The sequence below is a fragment of the Cupriavidus taiwanensis genome (genome assembly GCF_900249755.1).
In the GTDB taxonomy this organism is placed as follows: Bacteria; Pseudomonadota; Gammaproteobacteria; order Burkholderiales; family Burkholderiaceae; genus Cupriavidus; species Cupriavidus taiwanensis_D.
In genome coordinates, this window is the sequence record NZ_LT976854.1 from 910,322 (window position 1) to 931,796 (window position 21,475).

19 protein-coding genes are annotated in these 21,475 nt (G+C 68.1%); 8 read left to right on the forward strand and 11 right to left on the reverse strand.

What is annotated here, in order from left to right; translation table 11 throughout:
- Positions 1 to 306 precede the first annotated feature (306 nt).
- The gene (locus CBM2594_RS19895) at positions 307 to 777 is read left to right on the forward strand and encodes a hypothetical protein (RefSeq protein WP_116358511.1); all 471 of its coding nucleotides are present in this window, start codon (positions 307 to 309) and stop codon (positions 775 to 777) included.
- A 208-nt stretch (positions 778 to 985) separates the two neighbouring features.
- A complete protein-coding gene (locus CBM2594_RS19900) occupies positions 986 to 1,573 on the forward strand; it encodes a TetR/AcrR family transcriptional regulator (RefSeq protein ID WP_116358512.1) in 588 nt (195 codons plus the stop codon).
- Here the strand turns inward: CBM2594_RS19900 and CBM2594_RS19905 are convergent.
- From CBM2594_RS19905 to CBM2594_RS19935, 7 genes are all read right to left on the reverse strand, one after another.
- The gene (locus tag CBM2594_RS19905) at positions 1,559 to 2,311 is read right to left on the reverse strand and encodes an alpha/beta fold hydrolase (protein WP_116358513.1); all 753 of its coding nucleotides are present in this window, start codon (positions 2,309 to 2,311) and stop codon (positions 1,559 to 1,561) included. The two genes, CBM2594_RS19900 and CBM2594_RS19905, sit on opposite strands and share 15 nt — an antisense overlap.
- On the reverse strand, positions 2,308 to 3,327 hold the full coding sequence (locus CBM2594_RS19910; RefSeq protein ID WP_116358514.1) for a M14 family zinc carboxypeptidase: 1,020 nt from the start codon (positions 3,325 to 3,327) through the stop codon (positions 2,308 to 2,310). The genes CBM2594_RS19905 and CBM2594_RS19910 overlap by 4 nt, the downstream gene beginning before the upstream one ends.
- A gap of 71 nt (positions 3,328 to 3,398) precedes the next feature.
- Positions 3,399 to 4,286, reverse strand: a complete 888-nt coding sequence (locus CBM2594_RS19915) for a LysR substrate-binding domain-containing protein (RefSeq protein ID WP_116359700.1) — start codon at positions 4,284 to 4,286, stop codon at positions 3,399 to 3,401.
- Between the two features lie 156 nt (positions 4,287 to 4,442).
- A complete protein-coding gene (locus tag CBM2594_RS19920) occupies positions 4,443 to 6,599 on the reverse strand; it encodes a phosphocholine-specific phospholipase C (protein WP_116358515.1) in 2,157 nt (718 codons plus the stop codon).
- A gap of 50 nt (positions 6,600 to 6,649) precedes the next feature.
- Positions 6,650 to 6,892 (reverse strand): hypothetical protein, encoded by a 243-nt coding sequence (locus CBM2594_RS19925; protein ID WP_116358516.1) that lies wholly within the window; start codon positions 6,890 to 6,892, stop codon positions 6,650 to 6,652.
- A gap of 43 nt (positions 6,893 to 6,935) precedes the next feature.
- On the reverse strand, positions 6,936 to 8,984 hold the full coding sequence (locus tag CBM2594_RS19930) for a LamG-like jellyroll fold domain-containing protein (RefSeq protein ID WP_116358517.1): 2,049 nt from the start codon (positions 8,982 to 8,984) through the stop codon (positions 6,936 to 6,938).
- Between the two features lie 177 nt (positions 8,985 to 9,161).
- A complete protein-coding gene (locus CBM2594_RS19935; protein WP_116358518.1) occupies positions 9,162 to 9,887 on the reverse strand; it encodes a GntR family transcriptional regulator in 726 nt (241 codons plus the stop codon).
- 192 nt (positions 9,888 to 10,079) lie between these two features.
- Between CBM2594_RS19935 and CBM2594_RS19940 the strand changes: the two genes are divergently transcribed.
- From CBM2594_RS19940 to CBM2594_RS19960, 5 genes are all read left to right on the forward strand, one after another.
- Positions 10,080 to 11,300 carry a pyridoxal-phosphate-dependent aminotransferase family protein gene (locus CBM2594_RS19940; RefSeq protein ID WP_116358519.1) on the forward strand — a complete coding sequence of 407 codons (1,221 nt, stop codon included), beginning with the start codon at positions 10,080 to 10,082 and terminating at the stop codon, positions 11,298 to 11,300.
- 113 nt (positions 11,301 to 11,413) lie between these two features.
- Positions 11,414 to 12,718, forward strand: coding sequence for an MFS transporter (locus CBM2594_RS19945; RefSeq protein WP_116358520.1), 1,305 nt, complete (start codon positions 11,414 to 11,416; stop codon positions 12,716 to 12,718).
- Positions 12,719 to 12,807: 89 nt separating this feature from the next.
- A complete protein-coding gene (locus tag CBM2594_RS19950) occupies positions 12,808 to 14,334 on the forward strand; it encodes an amidase family protein (RefSeq protein WP_116358521.1) in 1,527 nt (508 codons plus the stop codon).
- Between the two features lie 108 nt (positions 14,335 to 14,442).
- Positions 14,443 to 15,891, forward strand: coding sequence for an MFS transporter (locus tag CBM2594_RS19955; RefSeq protein WP_116358522.1), 1,449 nt, complete (start codon positions 14,443 to 14,445; stop codon positions 15,889 to 15,891).
- A 79-nt stretch (positions 15,892 to 15,970) separates the two neighbouring features.
- Positions 15,971 to 16,735, forward strand: a complete 765-nt coding sequence (locus CBM2594_RS19960; protein ID WP_116358523.1) for a fumarylacetoacetate hydrolase family protein — start codon at positions 15,971 to 15,973, stop codon at positions 16,733 to 16,735.
- 19 nt (positions 16,736 to 16,754) lie between these two features.
- Here the strand turns inward: CBM2594_RS19960 and CBM2594_RS19965 are convergent, their stop codons facing one another.
- From CBM2594_RS19965 to CBM2594_RS19975, 3 genes are read right to left on the reverse strand one after another with little or no spacing between them, the layout of a single operon-like run.
- A complete protein-coding gene (locus CBM2594_RS19965; RefSeq protein ID WP_116358524.1) occupies positions 16,755 to 16,910 on the reverse strand; it encodes a DUF2474 domain-containing protein in 156 nt (51 codons plus the stop codon).
- Entirely contained in the window at positions 16,910 to 17,917 is a 1,008-nt protein-coding gene (cydB, locus tag CBM2594_RS19970; protein ID WP_116358525.1) for a cytochrome d ubiquinol oxidase subunit II, read from the reverse strand. The genes CBM2594_RS19965 and cydB overlap by 1 nt, the downstream gene beginning before the upstream one ends.
- A gap of 4 nt (positions 17,918 to 17,921) precedes the next feature.
- Positions 17,922 to 19,355, reverse strand: a complete 1,434-nt coding sequence (locus tag CBM2594_RS19975) for a cytochrome ubiquinol oxidase subunit I (RefSeq protein ID WP_116358526.1) — start codon at positions 19,353 to 19,355, stop codon at positions 17,922 to 17,924.
- A gap of 360 nt (positions 19,356 to 19,715) precedes the next feature.
- Here CBM2594_RS19975 and CBM2594_RS19980 point away from each other — a divergent pair, with 360 nt between their 5' ends.
- A complete protein-coding gene (locus tag CBM2594_RS19980) occupies positions 19,716 to 20,516 on the forward strand; it encodes a sulfite exporter TauE/SafE family protein (RefSeq protein ID WP_116358527.1) in 801 nt (266 codons plus the stop codon).
- Here the strand turns inward: CBM2594_RS19980 and CBM2594_RS19985 are convergent.
- A complete protein-coding gene (locus tag CBM2594_RS19985; RefSeq protein WP_116358528.1) occupies positions 20,513 to 21,448 on the reverse strand; it encodes a LysR substrate-binding domain-containing protein in 936 nt (311 codons plus the stop codon). The genes CBM2594_RS19980 and CBM2594_RS19985 overlap by 4 nt on opposite strands.
- Positions 21,449 to 21,475: the final 27 nt, after the last annotated feature.

The window sequence follows — 21,475 nt, forward strand, 5'->3', positions numbered from 1 at the left end:
AATTGCCGAAAAATCGCTTCATAAACAAGGTTTTAGCGCGATTTTGGGGAAACCTATCGCACCGATAGAAATGTTTTTCCTTGACTCTCTACCTAGTAGTAGATAGTATCGAGTCCATGGAAGCGCTGCACCGCCACCAACAAGCAAGACCAGGCGGCATGCGGCGATCCCATTGCACGACCGGAAGCGGTCATTTTTTTGAGAGCAGCTATCTATCTACTGATAGATAAGAAATCAAAAACGTCCGCAACAGCCACTGACACCGAATTGACGCGATCCCGAATCATCGCACCCCAGGAGCCCACCATGACCAAGACCGCCAAGACCCTGATCACCGCCGCCACCCTTGCCGCCGCGCTCGCCGGCGGTGTGGCGCAGGCCGCCAGCGTGCAGGACAACGCCGGCGACAAGTATGGCTACAGCTACCGCGTCGGCAAGGCCGATGCCTTTACCGACGGGGCCCGCAGCGGCAAGTTCGATCCGTTCACCGAAGGCGCGCGCGTCGGCAAGGCTGACCCGTACACCGACGGCGCGCGCACCATCGCCGCCACGGTGCCGGCCGACAGCTACGGTTACAACTACCGCAGCGGCAAGTTCGACCCGTTCACCGAAGGCGCTCGCGTCGGCAAGCCCGACCCGTACACCGACGGCGCCCGCACCGTAGCCGGCCTTGACCGCAGCGGCGTATCGGCCGAGCCGGCCCGCAGCGTCGACCCGTACACGGATGGCGCGCGCGTCGGCAAGGCTGATCCCTACACCGACGGCGCCATCGCCTGAGAGCCGGCCGGCCTGGCGCCGGCCATCGAACAATACCGGGCCGCCACGGTGCGGCCCCGCTTCAGGAGTTGACCATGCGTTGGCGTGACACTGCGCTGATCCTGGGCGGATGGGTAGGGCTTTGCCTGGCAAGCGGGTCCCTCATCACGCTGATCGCACAAACGCTGCCGGCCTGACTGGTCCGGCGGCAAGCCGAGGAGTGAATGCCATGAATGCCCCAACCGTACGCGAGCAACTGGTCGAACATGCGCTGGTGCTGATCCGCCGCAGGGGGTTCAACGGCTTCAGCTACCGCGACCTGGCCGAGCTGGTCGGCGTCAAGACCTCGAGCATCCATTACTACTTCCCGTCCAAGGACGACCTGGTGCTTGAAGCCGTGCGCGAATACAGCGCGCGCAAGCGGGCGCTGCTGCAGGCCATCGACCCCCGCTTGCCTTGCGCCGAGCAGGCGCGGCAGTACCTGGAGCCGCTGCGCGCGGGCGCCTGCACCGACCAGGCCTGCGTGGTGGGCATGCTGTCGGCCGACGTGCTGGCCATGCCGGAGCCCGTGCGCGCCGCGATGCAGGACTTCACCCGCTTCAATGAACAGTGGCTGGCGCGCCTGTTGGAACAGGCCGCCGCGCGCGGGGCGGCACCGTATCCGCTGCCGCCGCGGCAGTTGGCGCAGGTGGTGTTCGGCGCGTTGCAGAACGGCCTGGTCAGCGCGCGGCTGTTCGGCACGCGCGACCGGATCAATGCCGCGGCGGCGCTGCTGGCCAGCGCCATGCCGGTGGAGGAAGCGCTAGCCGAAGCCTGACCCGGCGCGCGCGACCGCATCGCACAGCCACTGCGGGTCGTCGTGCGGCAGGTCATGGCCGGCCCAGTGGTGGGTCAGCAAGGGCACGTTCCAGGCCTGTGCGATGCGCGCCGAACAGGCCGGGTTCACCAGGCGGTCCGCCGCGGAGCACAGCAGCAATACCGGACAGCGCGGTGGTTCAGCGGGCGCGCGGTAGCGCGCGGCGGCCAGCAACTGCGCCAGCGCGGCCTGCCGGCTGACCGGTGCGTCCGCCGCGATGGCCTGCCATTGCGCAAGGTCGCCGGCCAGCGTGTCGGTGCGCGCGCAGGTGATGGCGTGGATGGTCCGCTCGCAGTACGCGCGGTCGTGCCAGCGCCGCGCCACGCGCAGCAGCTTGCCCCAGTTGCGCGGACGCAGGCGCTGCGCCGGCGTGCAGTAGGGCCGCATGCTGGTATTGACCAGCACCAGGCCGCCAACTTCTTCCGGATACGCACTGGCCCATTCGGTCGCGGCCATCGCGCCCAGCGACATGGCCAGCACGCGGTACGGTCCCGTCACGCCGGCGGCCGTCAGCTGGCGCCGCACCGCCGTCACCATCTCCTGCACGCTCCACGGAGCCGGCTGCGCCGACAGTGCGCCATTGCCGGGCAGGTCCGGCAACAGCGGGCGCCCCAGCCCGGCGGCCTCCCATTGCGCCGGCAGCGTGCCCCAGTGGCGCGATTCGCGCGACAGTCCCCGCAAGAACACCCATCGGCTCATGGCGGCTCCGTGTGCCAGTGCGCGCGTGCCTGTCGCAGCAGTTCGTCGCGCTGCGCGCCGCGCGGCAGCCAGCGCTCCGACGCAAAGGCGATGCGGCCCAGAAAGTCGAACAGGCTGACATGCCGGCGCAGCACGCGCGCGGTGCGGTGCGCCTTGATCGGGTTGAAGATGCCCTCGCGCGAGAACAGCTGGCGCGGGTTTTTCTTGATCCACAGCCACGAGCCCAGCTCCAGCGTCATCGGCAGGAACAGGTTGCCGCGCGGGGCCATGTCATAGGCATGGTCCCACAGGTCGCCGTGCAGCAGGTACTGGTGGCTCTGCGGTTCAAAGGTATAGCCATGGTGCGGGTGGGCCTGCTCGAACAGGGTCTTGAGCAGGTACATCTCGGCCAGGTGCGGCATCGGCCGGCGCGTGCGCGCGTACGGAAACCAGATGCTGTCGCGCCAGCCATAGCCGGAGTGGCAGTCCACCGCAAAGCTGAGCGGGCGCGGCAGCAGTTCCTGCCGGACCACGCGCAGCAGGGCGCTGCTTTCGGCCTCCATCGGTGCGTCGGCGGCGCCGCGGTACCACGGCAGCCAGGCGCCGATACGCTGACCGCCGGCCAGAAAGGGCACGCGCGCGTCGGCATCCTGCGGGCCGTTGCGCATCAGGTCGACGCCGTTGGGGTTGGCGCGCGTGCCGGCCCACATGCCGCCGGGATTGACGATGGGCATGAACACCAGCCGCACCGACTGCAGCTCGCGGTGCAGCAGTTCATCCCAGGCCAGCCGGGACAGCACCGAGCGCAGGTAATCCAGCACCAGCTGCGTGCCGATACGCTCCAGCCCGTGAATGCCGCCGAAGATGCCGATGGCCGGCGCGCCCGGGTCGCGGCTGCCGAGCGTGGCAACATGCACGCCGAAGCGGTGGCCCTGCACGGTGGTCTCGCACACCACCTGCGTATCGAGCACGTGGCCGCCGGCATCCAGCAAGGTCAGCAACTGGTCATATTCGGGGAAGCCGGCGCGCGCGTGCATGGGCTCAGGCGGATGCCGGCATCGGCGCCTTCATTGCTGCATGCCCGGGCGTTTCCACTGGCATGCGCGCTTCAGGCGGCCTGCGCAGCGGCGGCCGGCTGGTCCAGCGCCACGCAATCCAGGAAGGCACCGACCAGCCGCGTCTGCCGCCGGCTCTGCAGGCAGTACAGGTATTCGTGCAACACCGGTGCGCCCGACGCAAACCGCACCACGCGCAGCAGCGGATCGCGCGGCACCTCGCCCAGCGGCACCACGCTGGCACCCAGGCCCTGGCGGATCGCCTCGTAGATGGCCTCGCGGCTGCCGATCACGGTGTGCGGCGGCAATTCCAGCCCGCATGCGGCCAGCGCGGTCTCGGTGGTCTTGCGCGTCATCGAGCCGTGCTCGCGCACCAGCAAGTGATAGCCGCGCAACTGCGGCAGGTCGATCTGCGCAAGCCGCGCCAGCGCATGGTCGGGATGGACCACCAGCACCATCGGGTCGCTCGCCAGCCGGATGCAGGCCAGGCGGTCATCGTCCTCCGGGTGCGACGACACTGCCGCGTCGATGCGGTATTCGAACAGCGCTTCGAGCATTTGCTGCGAGTTGCCGATATCCAGGCTCACGTCGATCGCCGGGTAGCGTTGCCGGAACGCCGCCACCGCGCGCAGGATGTAATACGGCCCGGTGGCGCCGATGCGCAGGTTGCCAAAACGCAGGTTGCCGGCGTTGCGCAGCAGGTAGTCGGCATTGCCTTCCTGCTGCATCAGTTGCTCGACCACCGGCATCAGCGCCACGCCCACGTCGCTCAGGTCGACGCGGCTGGCGCGACGGTGGAACAGCTCCACGCCGTAGCTTTCCTCCAGCTGGCGGATGCGTCCGGTCACGGTGGGCTGGCTGACGCGCAACTGCCTGGCCGCCATGGTGATGCTGCCCTGGCGCGCCACTTCGAAAAAGGTCATCAGCAGGTCGCCTAGCATGGTCATCCGCGCGGAGTTGGGGGAAGGGTCCGGACCCGCCCGGACGACCGCGCAGTCTAGCGGCCCAATATGACAAAACGGCTACGCCCGCCCGGGCCGGATCCGCACGGGACCGGCAGGGGCGGGACTGGCGTTGCGCCGGGGCCGACGGTTGCGTCAGCCGGCCGCGCCCATCGCCGGGTCGGACACGCCGTCCTTGCCGGTTTCGATGCGCCCGGCAAAGCGGCGCGTAAAGCCGCCCTGCGCGGTGGTGACGGTGAAGTCGTACCAGTTGCCCTGGCGCGCCACCGGCCAGTGCTGCTGCAGCTGCATGCCGGCGGGCACTTCATAGGTCCACGGACCGTCGGCGCGGTAGGCGTTGGGCTGGACCGTGAAGGTGCAGGGGGCGCTGCCGGTATTGATCATGTCCACGTACACCGCGGCGTTGGCGATGTCATAGCAGACGCGGATCTCCGGCGCGCTGGCGCCCGCCGCCGTCACCGCCGCCACGTCGCCGCGGAAGGCGCGGTGGAAGCCGTTCGGGCCCAGCACCCACAGGTCGTACTTGCCGCCATCGCTGGCAAAAACGTCCCAGCTGCCATGCAGCTCCTTGCCCGGCTCGACCATATAGCGGCGCGGCACGCGGTCCAGGTGCAGCCGGTCGTAGACGTGGAACACCGCTGCCGCCGTGCCGGTGTTGCTGAACAGCAGCCACAGCGCGCGCTGGTCGCGCGCGTCTTCGCGGGCGCTGACGTGCAGTTCATAGGGCAGGGCGCGCGACGGGCGCGTGCCGGCGTCCTGCTGCGGCATCTGCTGGCTGCCGGCCGGGGGCAGCGGCACCTGCGGCAGCACGCCTTGCGCGGTGCGGATGGCGTCGGCGCTGGCCTTGTCGCGGCTGGGCAGTTCCGGCAGGGGGTTGGTGTTGGGGCTGACGAAGTTGAAGGCCGAGGTCAGGTCGCCTGCCACCGCGCGGCGGAAACCACTGATATTGGGTTCGGCCACGCCGAAGCGCGCTTCCAGGAAGCGCAGCACCGAGGTGTGGTCGAACACCTGCGAGTTGACCCAGCCGCCGCGGCTCCACGGCGACACCACGTACATCGGCACGCGCGGGCCGGGGCCGTAGGGGCGCTTGTCGACGTGGTATTCCGGCTTGAGCTGTTCCGGGTCGAGCGTGGTGGCGCCGGCCAGCGTATCGCCGTCATAGGCCGGCGCGCACGGCGGCGGCAGGTGGTCGAAATAGCCGTCGTTCTCGTCGAAGTTGATCAGCAGCACGGTCTTGCTCCAGACCGCGGGATTGGCGGTCAGGGCGTCGAGCACCTGCTGCGTGTACCAGGCGCCCTGCACCGGGCTGGACGGCCCGGGGTGCTCCGAGTACGTCGCCGGCGCGACGATCCACGACACCTGCGGCAGCTTGCCCGCGGCGATGTCGTCGCGCAGCGCCTGCAGGAAGCCGCCGTCGGGCATGGTGTTGGCCACGCCCTTGAGCAGCGGGCTGACCGCGTCGTCGGCGCTGGTGTACGGCGGGTAGGGGCTGCCGTTGGCCTGGTTGCCGCGCGCGGCGTTGGCGTCGCGGTACTGCTTGAAACCCGCGAGGGGGTTGTCGGTGAAGTTGTCCGGCATGTTCTGGTAGACCTTCCAGCTCACGCCGGCGCTTTCCAGGCGCTCCGGATAGGTCTTCCAGGTGTAGGGCGTGTTCGAGCCGGTGAACGAGTCGCCGCTGTTGTCGATCACCGGGCCGCCATGGGCGCCGCCGGGATCGTTGGTGCCGGTCCAGTGGAACAGGCGGTTGGGGTTGGTGCCGCCGTGGAAGCTGCAGTGATAGGCGTCGCACAGCGTGAAGGCATTGGCCAGCGCCACCTGGAAATCCAGCTCGGCCTCGGTGTAGAAGCCCATCGACTGGGTCTGCTTGTAGGTCGGCCACTTGTTCATGCGGCCCAGGTCCCAGGCGTTCTGCGCGTCCGGATACGAGTGCGGGGTGCCGCTGACGCGCTGCGCATTGCCGGCGCTGCTGTCCAGGTGGTAGGGCAGCACGGTGCGGGTGGTGCTGCCGTTGGTATAGGTCTGCTGCCAGACGTTCAGCCCGCCCGCGAGCGGGATCGGGAAGCGGTCACCGAAGCCGCGCACGCCGCGCAGCGTGCCGAAGTAATTGTCGAACGAGCGGTTCTCCTGCATCAGGATGACCACGTGCTCGACATCGCGGATGGTGCCGGTGGCGTTGTTGGCCGGGATCGCCAGCGCGCGGCGGATCGACGGCGGGAAGGCTGCCAGCGCGGCGGTGGCAGCGGCGCTGCCGCCGGCGAGCTTGAGGAAGTTGCGTCTGCTTTGGGGGTTCATTGGATTCGGTGCCGGAGGGTTGCGATAAGGATAGACAGGCCGGGCCGGGCTCAGGGCGCGCAGCGCAGCTGCGGCTTGACCGCCGGGGTCTCGCCGGGACGGTCGCTGCCGTTGCCCTGGCCGGGGTTGCCGCCGGTGCCGGGAGCGCCGGGCGTGGCCGGCGCCGCGGTCGGGGCGCCGCCGGCATTCCCGCCGGAATCGCCGGAATCGCCGCCGCAGCCGGCGAGCGCCGCGCTCAGCAGCACGGCGGCCAGCCAGTGGGGACGGGCCAGGGTGGAAGGTCGAAAGGTCATGGTGTCAGTCTCCTGCAGGGGGATAGGGAGGCGGGAGGGAAGATCAGGGGTTCAGCGTCGACAGCGGCTGGCGTGCGCCGGTGATGGCCTTCAGCTCGTCGAGCGTCAGCACGCGCGTCCACATCGCCAGGTCGTTCAGGCCCATCACGCCCTTGAGCGCGCCCGGGTTGTTGCCGACGTAGTTGTGGGTGGCATCGTCGTTGACGCCCCAGCCGGCGCCGAGGCCGGCGAGTTTGCTCACGTCGGTGTTGGCGATCGCCTTGTTCTCGGTCTTCTGCAGCCCGAGCACCGGGTCGATGACGTAGGCGCTGAAACGCTTCGCCGCCGCGTCGACAGACAGTGCCAGGTAGGCCCACTGGTTGGCCGACACCTTCATGCCGTTGATGTCGTCGCGCTTGCCGCTGCCGCTGCCCAGGTTGAAGCGGATCTCGCAGCTGCCGAACAGGGCGATGGCAATGCCGGCATTGCCGCCCGAGATGTAGTTCTTGTTCGACAGGATGGGCTCGCCGGTGCCGTTGCCCTGGGCGCAGTCGGTGCGTAACCACAGGCCGATGGTGAACTGCGGGCTTTGCGCGATATCGGCCGCGTTGTGCTTCAGCAGGTAGCTGTCGATGCGCGAGTCCAGCTGCAGCGACTGGCCGCCGAAGTTGTCGGCAGCGAGCGTGCCGCCGTCGAGGCTTGCCACCCAAGGGCCCAGCGTGGCTGCGTTCTTCGCGTCGGCGAACGGCTTGCTGTCGAGGCTGAAGTAGCTGGCCAGCCCGTCGAGCAGCGACGGCATCAGCGTGACGGGTTTGACATAGTGGATCTGCGCCAGGTACGACACCGGCACGTCATTGCGCACCAGCGTGTAGTTGAACTGGTACAGGCCCGTCGGCATGTCGAAGCTGTTGTCGGTGAAGCTCCGCACCTCCGGTCCCAGCGCGGCGATCTGCACGCCGTCGCGCAGCACGCGCGTGACACCGTATGCGGCGCTCGGGTTCTGCCAGGTCAGCGTGATGGCGTCGTGGTACTGGCTGATGCTGGCGCCGATGGCGCGCACGCCGGCGGCTGTGGTGGTCAGCGCGGAGCCGTCGAGGCGTGTCGCGGCGGGGTCGAGCGCGATGCCGGCGTGGGCCAGCACGGTCGGGACGATATCGGCCTCGGTCGGCAGCGCGGACAGATCCGCCGGGGTGTCGGGGGCGGGGGCGCCGGGCCGGGCCAGCGCGCTGTTCAGGGCTTTGTTGGTGGCGAGGAAGGCGGTGCGGTTCTCCACGGTCGGCACCGTGGTGGTGGCGCCGGTGGCATCCAGGCCGTGGCTGGTGGTGACCATCACCAGCCAGTCTTCGCCCGGTTGCGCCCGGCGGCGCGCGGCCACCGCGGCCAGCAGTTCGCCCAGCGCCCGGTCGGTCTCGCCGAGCGCGGCGGCATAGGCGCCGTTGCCGAAGCCACTGGCCTGCGCGGCCTGCGCCGGGGCGCTGTACTGCGCGAACACCATGCCATAGCCGGACTGCACCTGGCGCACGGCATTCTGCGTGACGCAACGGTCGACGCCCGCGCAATCGACCAGCGTATCGAGCACGCCCGCATCCTGATCCGCCTTGAGCAGCGCTGGCAGCACCGGCGCGCTCACCGCGGCGCCTTGCTGTCCGCCGGGTTTGCCGGTGGCGCGCAGGTAGTGGAACACGGTCGGCGCGCGCAGCGCGGTGCCGCCGGTGTCGTCGTCGATGCCATGGCGGTTGGCCCACGCGCCGGTCAGCACCGTGGCCCAGCTGGGGGCGTCGAGCGGGGGCTGGGCGGTGATGGTGCCGGGCATGCCGCCGGTGGCGGTCGGCACCAGGTTCAGGCTGGCCAGGTTGGGCAGCTCGCGCCGCAATACCGCGCCTTGCACCTGCGCATACGTGGCGCCGTCGACGCCGACCAGCAGCACGCGCGGGCCGCTGGCGCGGTCAGGCTCCGGAGCAGGCTTGCTGGTGTCGGTATCGTTGGGCGTGCCAGACGGCGCGCTGTCGTCGCCGCCGCAGCCTGCCAGCGTCGCGGCCAGCATGACTGCGACGGTGCCGGCCAGCGCACGCCCGCGCCCCGCCCACCAGCCCGGTGCAAGGTTCCCTGCCATGGTTCATTCCCCTGTTCATCTGCGTTGTTGTGCGCCGGCGGCAACGGCCGCGCGGCGGATTGCGCGTGCCGCAATGCGCTCGCAGAGTAAGGAAGGGGGTTGTCACCGTGGTGACAGCAGGGCAAAGAATGCTGATGGGGCTATTCGGATTCTTGTGGCGGTCCTGTCGGGCGCGGGCTAGACCTGCGGCGTGCCGCCGGCTTCGTCGCCCACGCCCGCCTGCATCAACAGCACCGCGTCGCGCTTGTCCAGCAGGTGCTGGCGCAGGATCGCGGCCATGCGCTTGCCGTCGCGGGCTTCCAGTGCCGCCAGCATTTCTTCATGGTCGTGGATGGCGCTGTCCCATTTCGGCTTGCGGTAGTTGGAGCGAAAGCGCAGGGCCTGCAGCCGGCGGTTCACCGACAGGTAGGTCTGGCGCAGCGCCGCATTGCGAGCCGCCAGGTTGATGCGGTCATGGATCTGGTGGTTCAGGCGGTAGTAGCCGGGCAGGTCTTCGTGGGCGCGGCAGGCCAGCATGGCGTAGTGCAGGGCCTTGAGTTCGGCCAGCTCGACGGCGGTGATGCGCTCGCAAGCCAGTTCGCCGGAGAACGCTTCCAGGTTGCTCAACAGCTCGAACGTATCGCGGATCTCCGTCGCGGACAGGCGCGCCACGCTGGCGCCGCGGTTCGGCGAGATCTCGATCAGGCCTTCCGCCGCCAGTACCTTCAGCGCTTCGCGCAACGGCGTGCGCGAGATGCCCAGGGTCTCGGACAGTTCGCGCTCATTGAGCTTGCGCCCCGGCTCCAGCGCGCCCTCGATGATCAGCGTGCGCAGATGGTTCACCACGGTGTCGTGCAGGCGCTGGCGCTCCACCGGCGGGAGTTCGCGGGGCAGGGCAGGGTTGGAATCGGCTTGAAGTTGCATTCAATTCGTCGGTTGACAGATTGAATTCAATTTTAGCAGCCGCTTAACAAGAACGCCAGATCGCTGGTAAACCCGCAATATGGCTAGTACTTTGCCGGGTAAACGCTACTGAAAAAGTCCAAAATAGCCCCTGTTTTTTTGCCGCTCGTTTGATAGAGTATTTTGCATTCAAAACTCAAACGGAGGAGTTTCATGCTGAATCTCAACTTTCACCCCGCCGGCCGCCACTTCCTGCAAATCCCCGGGCCCAGCCCGGTCCCGGATCGCATCCTGCGGGCCATCAGCTATCCGACCATCGACCATCGCGGCCCGGAATTCGGCGCGCTGGGCCTGAAGGTGCTGGATGGCATCAAGAAGATCTTCAAGACCGAACACCCGGTGGTGATCTATCCGGCTTCGGGCACCGGCGCGTGGGAGGCGGCGTTGTCCAACACGCTGAGCCCCGGCGACACCGTGCTGATGTTCGAAACCGGCCACTTCGCCACGCTGTGGAAGAAGATGGCCGAGAGCTTGGGCGTGCGCCCTGAATTCCTCGGCCTGCCGGGCGTGGAGGGCTGGCGACACGGGGTGCAGGCCGACATGATCGAGGCCCGTCTGCGCGCCGATACCGCGCATGCCATCAAGGCCGTGTGCGTGGTGCACAACGAGACCTCGACCGGCGTGACTTCGGATATCGCCGCGGTGCGCCGCGCCATCGATGCGGCCGGACACCCGGCGCTGCTGCTGGTCGACACCATCTCCGGGCTGGCATCTGCCGACTACCGCCATGACGAATGGGGTGTCGACGTGACGGTGTCGGGCTCGCAGAAGGGCCTGATGCTGCCGCCGGGCATCAGCTTCAACGCGGTCTCGCCCAAGGCCATCGAGGCTTCCCGCTGCGCCAGGCTGCCGCGCAGTTTTTGGGGGTGGAATGAAATCATCGAGATGAACCGGACCGGCTACTGGCCCTATACCCCCAGCACCAACCTGCTCTATGGCCTCGCCGAAGCGCTCGACATGATCCTGGAGGAAGGGCTGGATAACGTCTTTGCCCGCCACCAGCGCCTGGCTGAAGCCTGCCGGCGCGCAGTCAGGGCCTGGGGCCTGGAGATCCAGTGCGCGGACCCGTCGGTCTACAGCCCGGTGCTGACCGGCGTGATGATGCCCGAAGGCGTCGACGCGGACGTGGTCCGCCGCCATATCTACGAGCGCTTCAACATGTCGCTGGGTGCCGGCCTGGGCAAGGTCAAGGGCCGCATGTTCCGCATCGGCCATCTGGGCGACTGCAACGACCTCACGCTGATGGCCACGCTGGCCGGCTGCGAGATGGGGCTGAAGATCTCGGGCGTGCCGGTCGCCGCCAGCGGCACCGTTGCCGCCATGGACTATCTCGCCGCGCATACCGTGCCGCTGTCGCTCCAGGCTGCCGCCTGACGCAGCCCTTTCCCTTCGCCACCGGGGCGGGCGCACGCGCCGCCCCGGCCGGAAACTGACCGCAACGGATCAGCGCAGCACTGCCGTACCTGACAAAAAACAGAGGAGACGCTGTGGATACAACCCTGCAGGCGGGAACAAAGATCAGGACGTTCGAGGAAGCGACCTATCGCAAGGTGAGCTGGAGGCTGGTGCCATTCCTGATGGTCTGCTTCCTGATCGCTTATCTCGATCGTGTCAACGTAGGTTTTGCCAAGCTGCAGATGTCGCAGCAACTGGGCTTCAGCGAGACCGTCTACGGGCTGGGCGCCGGTATTTTCTTTATCGGCTACTTCCTGTTCGAGGTGCCGAGCAACCTGGCCTTGCACAAGTTCGGCGCCAAGGTATGGATTGGCCGGATCATGATCACGTGGGGGATACTCTCCGCGTGCTTTGCGTTCGTGGAGACGCCAACCCAGTTCTACACGCTGCGCTTCCTGCTGGGCCTGGCCGAGGCCGGCTTCACGCCCGGCATCGTGTACTACCTGTCGTGCTGGTATCCGTCGCACCGGCGCGCCAAGATCATGGCCATCTACTGCATGGGCTCGCCGCTGTCGGGCATCATCGGCAATCCGTTGTCCGGCTACCTGATGGGCAGCATGGCGGGTGTGGCGGGCTGGGGCGGCTGGCAGTGGATGTTTATCATCGAGGCGGTGCCGGCAGTCTTGCTGGGTTGCTTCTGCTTCTACTACCTCGACAACTCCATCGCCAAGGCCAAGTGGCTCACCAGCGATGAGAAGCGCGTGCTCGAGCAGGCCAAGGCCGAGGACGCCAAGGCGGCGGACCCGCAGGCCCGCGTCGGCAGGGTGTTCACCGATCCGCGCGTCTGGCTGATCAGCCTGATCTGCTTCTGCTATGTCACGGGCCAGTATGGCATCACGCTCTGGCTGCCGACCTTCATCAAGTCGACCGGCGTCGGCGACCCGCTCCATATCGGCCTGCTGAGCGCGATACCGTACATGGCCGCCATTGTCGCGATGTACTGCTTCGGGCGTAGCGCCGACAAGCACCGCGAGCGCCGCTGGCACCTGATCATCCCGTGCATGATGGGCGCGATCGGCTTCCTGGCGCTGCCCTGGGTCATGCACAACACCGCGCTGTCGCTGGTGTTCCTGTCGATCGCCGCGGCCGGCATCCTGACCTGCACGCCGCTGTTCTGGTCGCTGCCGACGGCGTTTCTCAGCGGCGCGGCATTGGCCACGGCCATCGCCATGAGCAACTCGATCGGCAACCTGGCCGGCTTCACCAGCGGCTACATGATCGGCTACTTGCGCGACGTGACCCAGAGCGGCAACAGCGCCTACTACATGATCGCCGGCATGCTGATGCTCGGCGCCTTTGCGATCTGGACGATTCCTGCCCGGCTGGTCAACCGATAGCCGGTCAAGGCGGGGCGCGGCCACCTGGCCGCGGCCCCGCCGCACTTCACCAACCCTTCGCGCGCCCGTGCCGGCGCATGGAACCCCTCATGAAAATCTCGTACCAACCGGTGCCGCACGGCCCGGGCCAGCACGCGCCGTTCAGCGTGGTGGAAGCCACCGTTGCCAGCGCGCATGCCGCGATGCGCGACGGTACGCTGACGGCGCGCCAGCTGGCCAGCCGATGCCTGGACCGCATTGCCGCCTATGACCAGCGCGGGCCGGCGCTGCGCAGCATCCTGCAGGTCCATCCGCAGGCACTGGAACAAGCGGACCGTATCGACGCCATCGCTGCGCGCCATTCCCAGCAGCCGGCGGGACCGCTGCAAGGCATCCCGGTGCTGGTCAAGGACAACATCGAATGCGCCGGCATGGCCACCACCGCGGGCGCCGAATGCCTGCGCGGCAACCTGTGCGCCAACGACGCCTTCGTCATCCGCCGGCTGCGCGAGGCGGGCGCCATCGTCCTGGCCAAGACCAACCTGCACGAGCTTGCCTCCGGCGGCGAGACCGTCAGCACGCTGGGCGGGCAGACGCTGAATCCCTATGACCTGACGCGCACGCCCGGCGGCTCCAGCGGGGGCACCGCCGCCGGCATCGCCGTGAGCTTCGGCGTGCTTGGCCTCGGCACCGACGGGGTCAATTCGATCCGCTCTCCTGCGTCGGCCAACAGCCTGGTCGGGCTGCGCCCGACCATGGGGCTGATCAGCCGTGCCGGACTGGTCCCGTGCGGGCTCACGCAGGACACCGTCGGCCCGATCACCCGCACCGTTGCCGATACCGCGCTGATGCTCGATGTCATCGCCGGCCATGACCCCGCCGACCCGGTCACCAACGAAGGTGCCGGCCATATCCCGGCGAGCTATGCCGCCAGCCTGGACCGCGACGGACTCAAGGGCGCGCGCATCGGCGTGCTGCGCCACTTCTTCGGCGGCCAGGACGTGCACGGTCCTGTCAACGCCGTAATGCAGCAGGCGCTGGCCATCATCGCCGCACAGGGCGCCGAGCTGGTCGACATCGACGATGCGATATGCCCGGACGAACTGCTGGCTTCCACGCTGGTGCACCACTACGAGATGGAGCGCGACCTCGACGCCTACCTGTCGCGGCTGGCAGCTGGCGTACCGGTGAAATCCATGAAGGACATCATCTCCGCGGGCGGCGTGCATCCCAGCGTGGAGGGAACGCTGGCCAGCGCGGTCGCGCTGAGCGGCCAGCGAGGCGAATACCGCGCGCGCATGCAGCGCCAGCAGTCCCTGCGCCAATGGCTGCGGGACCTGATGGCGCGGCATCGGCTTGACGCGCTGGCGTTTCCGCACCAGCGGCGGCTGGTGGTTCCCGTCGGCGAGACCCAGGCCGAGCGCAACGGCGTGCTCGCGTCGGCCACCGGCTTCCCCGCCATCGTCATTCCGGCCGGGTTTTCTGCGCCGGACCGCAATGCGCCGCAGGGGGTCCCGGTCGGGTTGGAGTTCTTCGGCCTGCCTTTCACCGAACCCGTGCTGTTGCGCCTCGCATTCTCGGCCGAGCAAGCGTTGCTGGCCCGCCGTGCGCCGCACTCGACGCCGCCGCTGGAATAGCGGCGCGCCGGAACGAAGTTTTATCGCTGCTCGACCATGCCCGCCGCTCGCGGCGGCGCCAGGGTTGCGGACACACCGCGACGACCTCTAGACGAGGAGGAGACAAAGATGGGCGCAGAAACTGTAGTTCAATCGCCGAATTCCCCCCAGCAGCATGAGCTGGACCGGGCCATGGACGGCATCGGGGTGACCGCCTCGCACAAGAAGATCATCTTCATGATCATGCTGGGCGTGATGTTCGATGTGTTCGAGCAGAACGCCGTCGGCCTGATCGGCCCCATGTTGCGCGAGCAGTGGGGGATTTCGGTGGCGGAGATCGGCTTTCTCAACACGCTGACGTTCAGCGCCGCCGCGCTGGGGCGCATCGGTTCGGGCTATATCGCTGACCGCTACGGCCGGCGTGCGATGCTGAGCGCCAACCTGCTGCTGTTCACGCTGGGCGCCATCATCTGCGCGCTCGCGCCGAACTATTGGGTCCTGGCGGCGGGCCGCTTTATCGTCGGCATCGGCCTGGGCGGGGAGATCTCGATCGCCGTGACCATGCTGGCGGAACTGTGCTCGACCCGCTTCCGCGGCACGGCGGTGGGCCTGGTCAGCGTGGGCAGCGGCGGCCTGGGCAATATGCTGGCGCCGGCCTTCGGCCTGGCGGTATTCGCCATGTTCCCGGGACCGGACAGCTGGCGCTGGCTCTTTGCCTGCCTGGTGCTGCCGGCGTTCTTCGTCGTGTTCTACCGGCGCTTTATCCCGGAAACGCCGCGCTTCCTGCTGTCCAAGGGCCGCGTGGACGAAGCCAACCGCGTGCTGTCGGTGCTGGCATCGGGAAAGCTGGGCAAGCTCGATGGCGAGCCAACGCCTTATATCAAGGCGGCGATGCAGGATGAAGCGCCGCGCGCCAAAGTACGGCTGAGCGACATCTTCAAGGGGCGGCTGGGGCGGCGCACCATCGCGCTGGGCATTGCGGTGTCGATGACCTACGGCGCGCAGATCTCGGTGCTGACGCTGATGCCGACCATCCTGATGGCGCAGGGCTATACCATCTCCAAGAGCTTTCTCTTCACCATGGTGATGCAGAGCGGCAGCCTGTTCGGCGCGCTGGCGGCGTCGTACTGCGGCTATCACATTCCGCGCAAGCGGGTGCTGACCGTCGGCGCGGGCCTGGCCTGCGCGGCGGGGCTGTGCTTCGGCTTCCTGACGTATAACGTCGCGCTGGTGCTGCTGTTCGGCGCGGCCTTCACGTTCTGCGTGGTGTTGCTGAATACCTCGATCTGGATCTTCGCGCCGGAACAGTATCCTACCCATGTGCGCGCGTTCGGCACCTCGCTGATCCTGGCGCTTGGCACGCTGGCCGGTGCGCTGACGCCGCTGGTGAGCGGCCGCGTGTTCGAGACCTACGGCGTCGGCGGCATGTTCAGCATGCTGGCGGCAATGTATGGCGTCTTCGCCGTGGCGGTGCAGTTCGCGCCGGAAACCTTTGGCCGCGCCATGGGCGAAACGGACGACGACGCTGAAGGCCAGCGCGAGGTCCGCGGCGAGACGGCAAACGCCAGCGCTTCCTGAGACCCGGCCGAGCCCGCCGGCTGGTGCGGGCTCGGCTGGCCAGGCAGTATCCATGAACCCACAAGGAATCATCCAAGTCATGACATCCACCGATATCGACCGTGTCGCCCAGGCGCTGCTCAGCGCGCGGCAAGAGCACCGCTGCGCCGATGCGGGGCCATTCGCCACGGCGCTCGAGAACGCCGGGCAGGCCTACGCGGTGCAAGCCCTCGTCGCGCAGTCACTGGGCTGGCAAGAGCCCGGCGCCGCGTACTGGAAATCCGGCGGCCCGTCGCGCGAGGCCACCCTGACCCATGCGCGGCTGCCGGCGGCCGGCGTCTGGACCAGCCCCGCGCATGCCGGCGGCTGGCCCTTCACATGGCGCGGCATCGAGGCGGAGATTGCGCTGCGGCTGGGGCAGGGCGTGGACGCAACGCAAGCCGCCAGCCTCGACTACGCGGGTGCGGCGGCATTGGTCGAGGCGATGGCGGTGTCCATCGAGATCGTCGATTCGCGCTGGCAGCAGTACGTGGCGGCACCCGCCTTGCTGAAGCTGGCGGATCTGCAGGCGCATGGCGCGCTGGTACTGGGTGCGTGGCGCGACTATGCCGCACGCGATTGGGCCAGCCAGCGCTGCGTGGCGCAGATCGGCGCGCAGACCTTCGAGCGGCGCGGCACCCATGCGCTCGGCGATCCGGCCTATGGACTGGTTGCCTGGCTGCGCCATGCCACGCGCGACGGGGCATGCGTCGAGGCCGGCACGGTGGTCACCACCGGCACCTGGGTCGGCATTCTCGATGCGGCGGCGGGCGACCTGGTGACGGTGGCGTTCGACGGTATTGGCGAGGCTTCGGTACAGCTGTGAGGTGGTTTGGCGCGGGGCGTCAGCTGTGGAAGCCCACGCTCCGCATGACCAGCCGCAGCACCCACGCGGCCACGCCCAGCGCCGCCACGCTCGCGGCCCAGATCAGCGCCAGCCAGCCAATGCGGCGCAGCCACGTGCCGGTGCGGGTGGCGGGTTCCGTGCGCGGCGCGCCCATCAGTGATAGCCCTCGCCGTGGCGCACCTTGCCGCGGAACACGTAGTAGGCCCACACCGTGTACATCAGGATGAAGGGGACGATGAAGAGCGCGCCCACCAGCGCAAAGCCCTGGCTCTGCGGCGGCCCCGCGGCCTCCCAGATCGAGATCCCGGGCGGGATGATATTGGGCCAGACGCTGATCGCCAGCCCGCTGTAGCCCAGGAACACCAGTCCCAGCGCATACAGGAAGGGCGAGATATCGGGCTCGCGCCGCAGCGCGCGCATCAGCATGAACATGCACAGCGCCACCAGGATCGGCACCGGCGAGAACCAGAACAGGTTGGGCAGGCTGAACCAGCGCTCGGCAATCTCGGGATGGGTCAGCGGCGTCCACAGGCTGATGATGGCGATCACCGCCAGCAGCAGCCATGCCAGCGTGCCGGTCAGGCGGATCATGCGTTGCTGCAGGTCGCCCTCGGTCTTCATGATCAGCCAGGTGCTTCCCAGCACGGTGTAGGCCACGATCAGCCCCACGCCGCAGAACAGCGGGAACGGCGACAGCCAGTCCAGCGGGCCGCCGGCAAAGCGGTGGCCTTCCAGCTTGATGCCGTCGATATACGCGCCCAGCGCCACGCCCTGGAAGAAGGTGGCGGTGGCCGAGCCGAGGATGAAGGCGGCGTCCCACACCGGGCGTTCGCGGTCATTGGCCTTGAAGCGGAACTCGAACGCCACGCCGCGGAAGATCAGGCCCAGCAGCATCAGCATCAGCGGCAGGTAGAGCGCGCTCAGCACCACCGAATACGCCAGCGGGAAAGCCGCCAGCAGCCCGGCGCCGCCCAGCACCAGCCAGGTCTCGTTGCCGTCCCACACCGGCGCGACGGTATTCATCATCACGTCGCGGTCATGCCGGTCCGGCACGAACGGGTACAGCATGCCGATGCCCAGGTCGAAGCCGTCCATCACCACGTACATCATCACGCCGAAGAAGATGATGACGATCCAGAGAAGCGAGAGATCGATGCCCATGGTGTCAGCTCCGGGTGCGTGCGGTGGGGGTGGGGGCGAGGACTTCATCGTCGTCCACCGCCGACAAGGGCCGCGCCGGCGTATGCTCGCGGCCCGGGCCGCCATGCGGCTTGGGCTCTTCCAGCAGCGGCCCCTTGCGCACCAGCCGCATCATGTAGGCGATGCCCACGCCGAACACGAAGCAATACGCGACCACGAAGATCGCCAGCGTTGTCGCCAGTTCCGGCACGCCGTGCGGCGACACCGCGTCCGCGGTGCGCTGCAGCCCGTACACCACCCACGGCTGGCGGCCGATCTCGGTGGTGTACCAGCCTGCCAGGATGGCGATCACGCCGGAAGGTCCCATCCACAGCGCCATATGCAGGAACGGACGGACGCGGTAGATCCGGTCGCGGCGCCGCAACACCAGGCTCCACACGCCCAGCAGGATCATCAGCAGCCCCAGGCCCACCATCACGCGGAACGACCAGAACAGGATGGTGGCATTGGGCCGGTCTTCCGGCGGGAATTCCTTCAGGCCCTGGATCTGCCCGTCCCAGCTGTGGGTCAGGATCAGGCTGCCCAGGTGCGGCACTTCGACCGCGAAGCGGGTTTCCTCGCGCTCCATGTCGGGCCAGCCGAACAGCAGCAGCGGCAAGGCCTCGTTGCCCTTGTTCTCCCAATGGCCCTCCAGCGCGGCAATCTTGGCGGGCTGGTGCTTGAGCGTATTCAGGCCGTGGAAGTCGCCGATCACCGCCTGGATCGGCGCGACGATCAGCAGCATCCACATCGCCATCGACAGCATCTTGCGGATGGCGGGATTGTCGCGCCCGCGCAGCAGGTGCCACGCAGCGGACGCGCCGACAAACAGCGCGGTGGCAAGGAAGGCCGCCACGCTCATATGCACCAGCCGGTACGGGAACGACGGATTGAAGATGACGGCGAACCAGTCGGTGGGCACCACGCGGCCATCGATGATCTCGAAACCCGCCGGCGTCTGCATCCAGCTGTTCGACGCCAGGATCCACGTGGCCGAGATCAGCGTGCCCAGCGCCACCATCACGGTGGAAAAGAAATGCAGCCCCGGGCCGACCCGGTTCCAGCCGAACAGCATCACGCCCAGGAAGCCCGCTTCCAGGAAGAATGCGGTCAGCACCTCATAGGTCAGCAGCGGCCCGGTGATGCTGCCCGCAAACTCGGAGAAAAAGCTCCAGTTGGTGCCGAACTGGTAGGCCATCACCAGCCCGGAAACCACCCCCATGCCGAAATTGACGGCGAAGATCTTCGACCAGAAGTGGTAGAGGTCGCGGTACAGCGGGCGTTGCGTGCGCAGCCAGCAGGCTTCCAGCACCGCCAGGTAGGCGGCCAGGCCGATGGTGATCGCGGGAAAGACAATGTGGAAGGAAATGGTGAAGCCAAACTGGATGCGGGCGAGGTCGAGCGCGGTCAAACCAAACATGTGTGTTCTCCGTGGCGCTGGCCTGGCGCATGCCCTGGACGGCCCTGCAAACGCTGGGCGATGACACGCGGGGCAGGGGCGCGCCGGGGGCGCGGGGGGCGCAGGCGCGTGCGGTAAGCGTAGTGTACGCCGCGCGCACCGCAAAGGGCAGCGTCGCAGCCGGTGGCGGCCGGGCGACAAATCGCCGCACCTTGCAGCGTACGCAGCGCTGGTAGCGCCGGACAGCCATTGCCGATGGAGGAGATCGTAGCGGAGCGTCACGCAGCGCAACAGGATCAAGTCCGAGGAAAAACACCGTATCAGATTGGCGCGTTGCAGCAGGCGTGAAGGCTGACAACAGCTGCAGGAAAGTGCATAGTTATGCGCCCTGCATCCTCAGCCTCTTGCGCCCCGTCTGTGTCTTTTGATTCCACCTTGCTGATCGTCATCGCCGGCGCCGCCGTGGCCGGATTCGTCCAGGGCTTGTCCGGCTTCGCCTTCGGCATGGTGGCGATGTCGTTCTGGGCCTGGGCCATCGAGCCGCGGCTGGCCGCGGCGATGACCGTGTTCGGCGCGCTCACCGGCCAGTTGCTGGCGGCTGCATCGGTGCGTCGCGGCCTTTCGTGGCGGCGTCTGTGGCCGTTCGTCGCCGGCGGCGTGGCCGGCATCCCGCTGGGCGTGGCGGTGCTGCCGCTGCTCGATGCGCAATGGTTCAAGGCGATACTCGGCGCCTTCCTGACGCTATGGTGCCCGGTGATGCTGATGGCGCGGCGGCTGCCGCATATCGGCGTGGGCGGGCGCGTGGCTGACGGCGTGGCCGGCGCCGCCGGAGGCGTGATGGGCGGCATCGGCGGCTTTACCGGCGTGATTCCCACGCTGTGGTGCACGCTGCGCGGATTCGACAAGGACGAGCAGCGCGCCGTGATCCAGAACTTCAACCTCGCCACGCTGGCCATGACCATGGCCGCCTATGTCGGCAAGGGCATCGTCACGCGCGAGATGCTGCCGATGTTCCTGGTGGTGGCGCCGGCGATGCTGGTGCCGACGCTGCTGGGCACGCGGCTTTACCTGGGCATCAGCGAGGCTACCTTCCGCAAGATCGTGCTGACGCTGCTGACCTTGTCCGGCGTCGCGCTGCTGGCGACTTCGGTGCCGGTGCTGGTGGCGCGCGGCGCGGGCTAGCCTTTCGCCGCGGCCGCCTGCCGCAGGCACGCCACCAGCTGGTCGGTGCCGATCGACGGCGCGCGTTCGCGCAGCGTGATGATGCCCACCGGTGGCAGGTCGACCGGCACTGCCATCTTCAGCACTTGCAGCCGGCCTTCCTGCTGCATGGCCCTGGCGACCGACTCGGCCATGAAGGCGGCCGCCCCGCGCTGGTCGATGAAGGTGGCCTGGGCCAGGTATGACGAGGTCTCGATCACGTCCTGCGGCGGGTGCAGGCCGTGGCGGAAGAAGGCCTGTTCGATCTTCACCCGCAGAGAGGCCCACGGCGGCGGCAGCACGCACGGCATCGCGGCGAGGTCGGCCCAGCCGGGCCGCGTCTTTCGCGCCAGCTTGTGGCCGCGCCGCACCACGACCACCATGGGCTCTGCATAAAGCGCTTCGGTCAGCAGGTCCGGCGCGGCATAGCCCGGCTCCAGCCTGCCCACGATCAGGTCCAGCTCACGCAGGCGCAGCTTGGGCAGCAGGTGGGTCAGGTCGCCTTCCTCCACCAGCACGGTGGCGTGCGCGTGGCGCTGCTTGAGCGCGGTCACGGCCTGCGCCAGCAATACCGGCAGCGCCGCGCCCATCGAACCTACGCGGATGCGCCCGGACGCGCCGCTTTGCACCGCGGCAATCTCGTCGCGGGTCTGCTCGTACTGCGCCAGCACCGAGCGCGCAAAGCGCACCAGCGATTCGCCCGCTGGCGTGGGCTCGGTGCCGCGGGTCGAGCGCGTGAACAGTACCAGCCCCAGCATTTTCTCGACTTCGGTCAGCACCTTGGACACCGCCGGCTGGCTTACCGACAGGAATTCCGCGGTGCGCCCGAGATGGCGGAACTCGTCGAGCGCCACCAGCAGTTGCAGGTGGCGCAGCTTGATATTGGAGCGCAGCGCGCGGTCGATCTGTACCATGCCCGCAGTCTATCTAACCTGAAGGTT